At 66.6% G+C, this 1823-nt stretch carries 1 protein-coding gene and 1 pseudogene; one reads left to right on the plus strand and one right to left on the minus strand.

The features are described 5' to 3' along the window. A pseudogene (locus ACZ5CR_RS44320) lies at window positions 1-464 on the plus strand (hypothetical protein); the annotation flags it as partial. Between the two features lie 397 nt (window positions 465-861). Here the strand turns inward: ACZ5CR_RS44320 and mycP are convergent. Next, window positions 862-1823: type VII secretion-associated serine protease mycosin (gene mycP / locus ACZ5CR_RS44325; RefSeq protein ID WP_468869086.1), on the minus strand; the 962-nt coding region annotated here is incomplete at its 5' end.

Genomic DNA, 1823 nt, shown 5'->3' on the forward strand with positions numbered 1-1823 from the left:
TGGAGGCGCCGAAGGAGTACGAACCACTGCGTTTCAACTCATCAAGAGCATGTGTGGCGAAGCGAGCTACGTCAAAGTATGGCGACAAATCCCTCTCTATCTCATACGGGCCATCACTGTTTCCGTTCAATTACGACTTCGGGAGATCCCCCGGGAACGACCGCGACACCAAGAGGACCGCGATCAGCGTCGGGCCCGATGTGAAGCTGGCCTACTGGGAACACCATCTCCTCGGCGAGATGCAGTACTACGTCTACGTCAGGTGTGGAGTACCCGGAAGCCCCGGGTCCCAGCTGAATGAAGTCCCCTTGGAAGGGCACATGACGGACAACCTCACCACGGACCCCAGCCCCCGCACCCACCTCCAACATCTGATGCACTCCGCCAAGGTGATGGCCGACGCTTTCAACTGCACCAACAAGCCCAAGATCCCCTCGACCATCCCCGCCTCCGCGAAGGGCTGAGAGGGGGTTTGAGGGCTGCCAGCCTTCAATACCCTGACGTGTCGACAGGGTGCCCGGACGGCCAGAGTTGCCTTGCCCTGGGCGAACGCAACCCGCTGAGCGAGGACCCCGGCGGGAAGGCTCCAACGTCTGGGGTTTGGGCCGTGACTGGCTCTGCCCCAAGAACCTCACGTACTCCTTCCTCATCCCGACAGTGCTGAACTGAACTGGCCTGGGGTTCGTAGCGGCCGAGGTCCGGGACCACGTCCGGCTCTCCAGCGGCTACTGCCCGTATGTTGCCCAGGCGCACGGCATCGGCTCCGGGAGCACGGCTTGGAACTAGGCGTCCGAAAGTGAGACGGGCGCCGCCGGATTAAGAGGCCATGGCGTGCAGCCGTACACGAATCCGCGCCACGGCCTACCTGGCTCCCAGATCCCGCCGCCCCCGCCGCCGCCAGTCCCGCACAGCCACCCCCGCCCCACCAAGCCCCGCCACCACAACCCCCGCCCCCACAGCCACGTACGTGGCGATGCGGGCCGTTCGTTCTTCCGCTGTTTCACCGAGGTGGAGGTCAGCGGGAGTCGGGGCCTTCGCGCGGGTGATTCCCTCCTCGGCGCTCGGGGTCTCGATCGGGTGGTCGTCCTCCGTCAGGGCTCGGACCGGGTCCACCACTCCCCAGCCGACCAACCTGTCGTGGCCCGCCACCGAGCGTTCTGCCGTCTGTTTGATCTGGGCCGTGATCTGGCGGGGTGTCCAGTCCTTGTGCTTGGACTTGATCAGGGCCGCCACTCCTGCGACGTACGGGGCCGAGAAGCTTGTGCCGTTGTCCGAGCAGTGGCCGCCGCCCGGGACCGTCGAGATCATGTCCACGCCGGGGGCTGCCACGCCCACGGCCTCGCTCGACTGGGAGAACGCGGCCCGTTCGTTGTTGCGGTCCGATGCCGCTACCGCCAATACGCCCTCGTAGGAGGCCGGGTAGGTCGGTTTGACGTTGCCGCCCAGGCCGTCGTTGCCGGCCGACGCCACGATCACCTTCCCGCGCGCGAGTGCCCTGTTCACCGCCTGCTTCAGGATCGGGGCCGGCTCCACGGCGTTGGCCGTGTCCTGGGAGATGTTGATGACGTCCGCCCTCGCGGCGACCGCGTAGTCGATCGCCTGGGCGAGAGTCTCTGTGTCGCCGTGGCCCTCCGCGTCGTTCTGCTGGATGGGGATCAGCGTGGCGTCGGGGGCCAGGCCCACGAAACCGGTGCCCTTGGCCGGGCGGGCCGCGATGATGCCCGCCACGCGCGTGCCGTGGCCGACGGTGTCCGTCGTGCCGTTCTCCTTGCCGCGCTCGATCTTGTCGCCGTTCTCGTCCTTGAGGTTCTTGGGGAGCAGGT

The organism is Streptomyces sp. NPDC031274 (assembly GCF_055570235.1).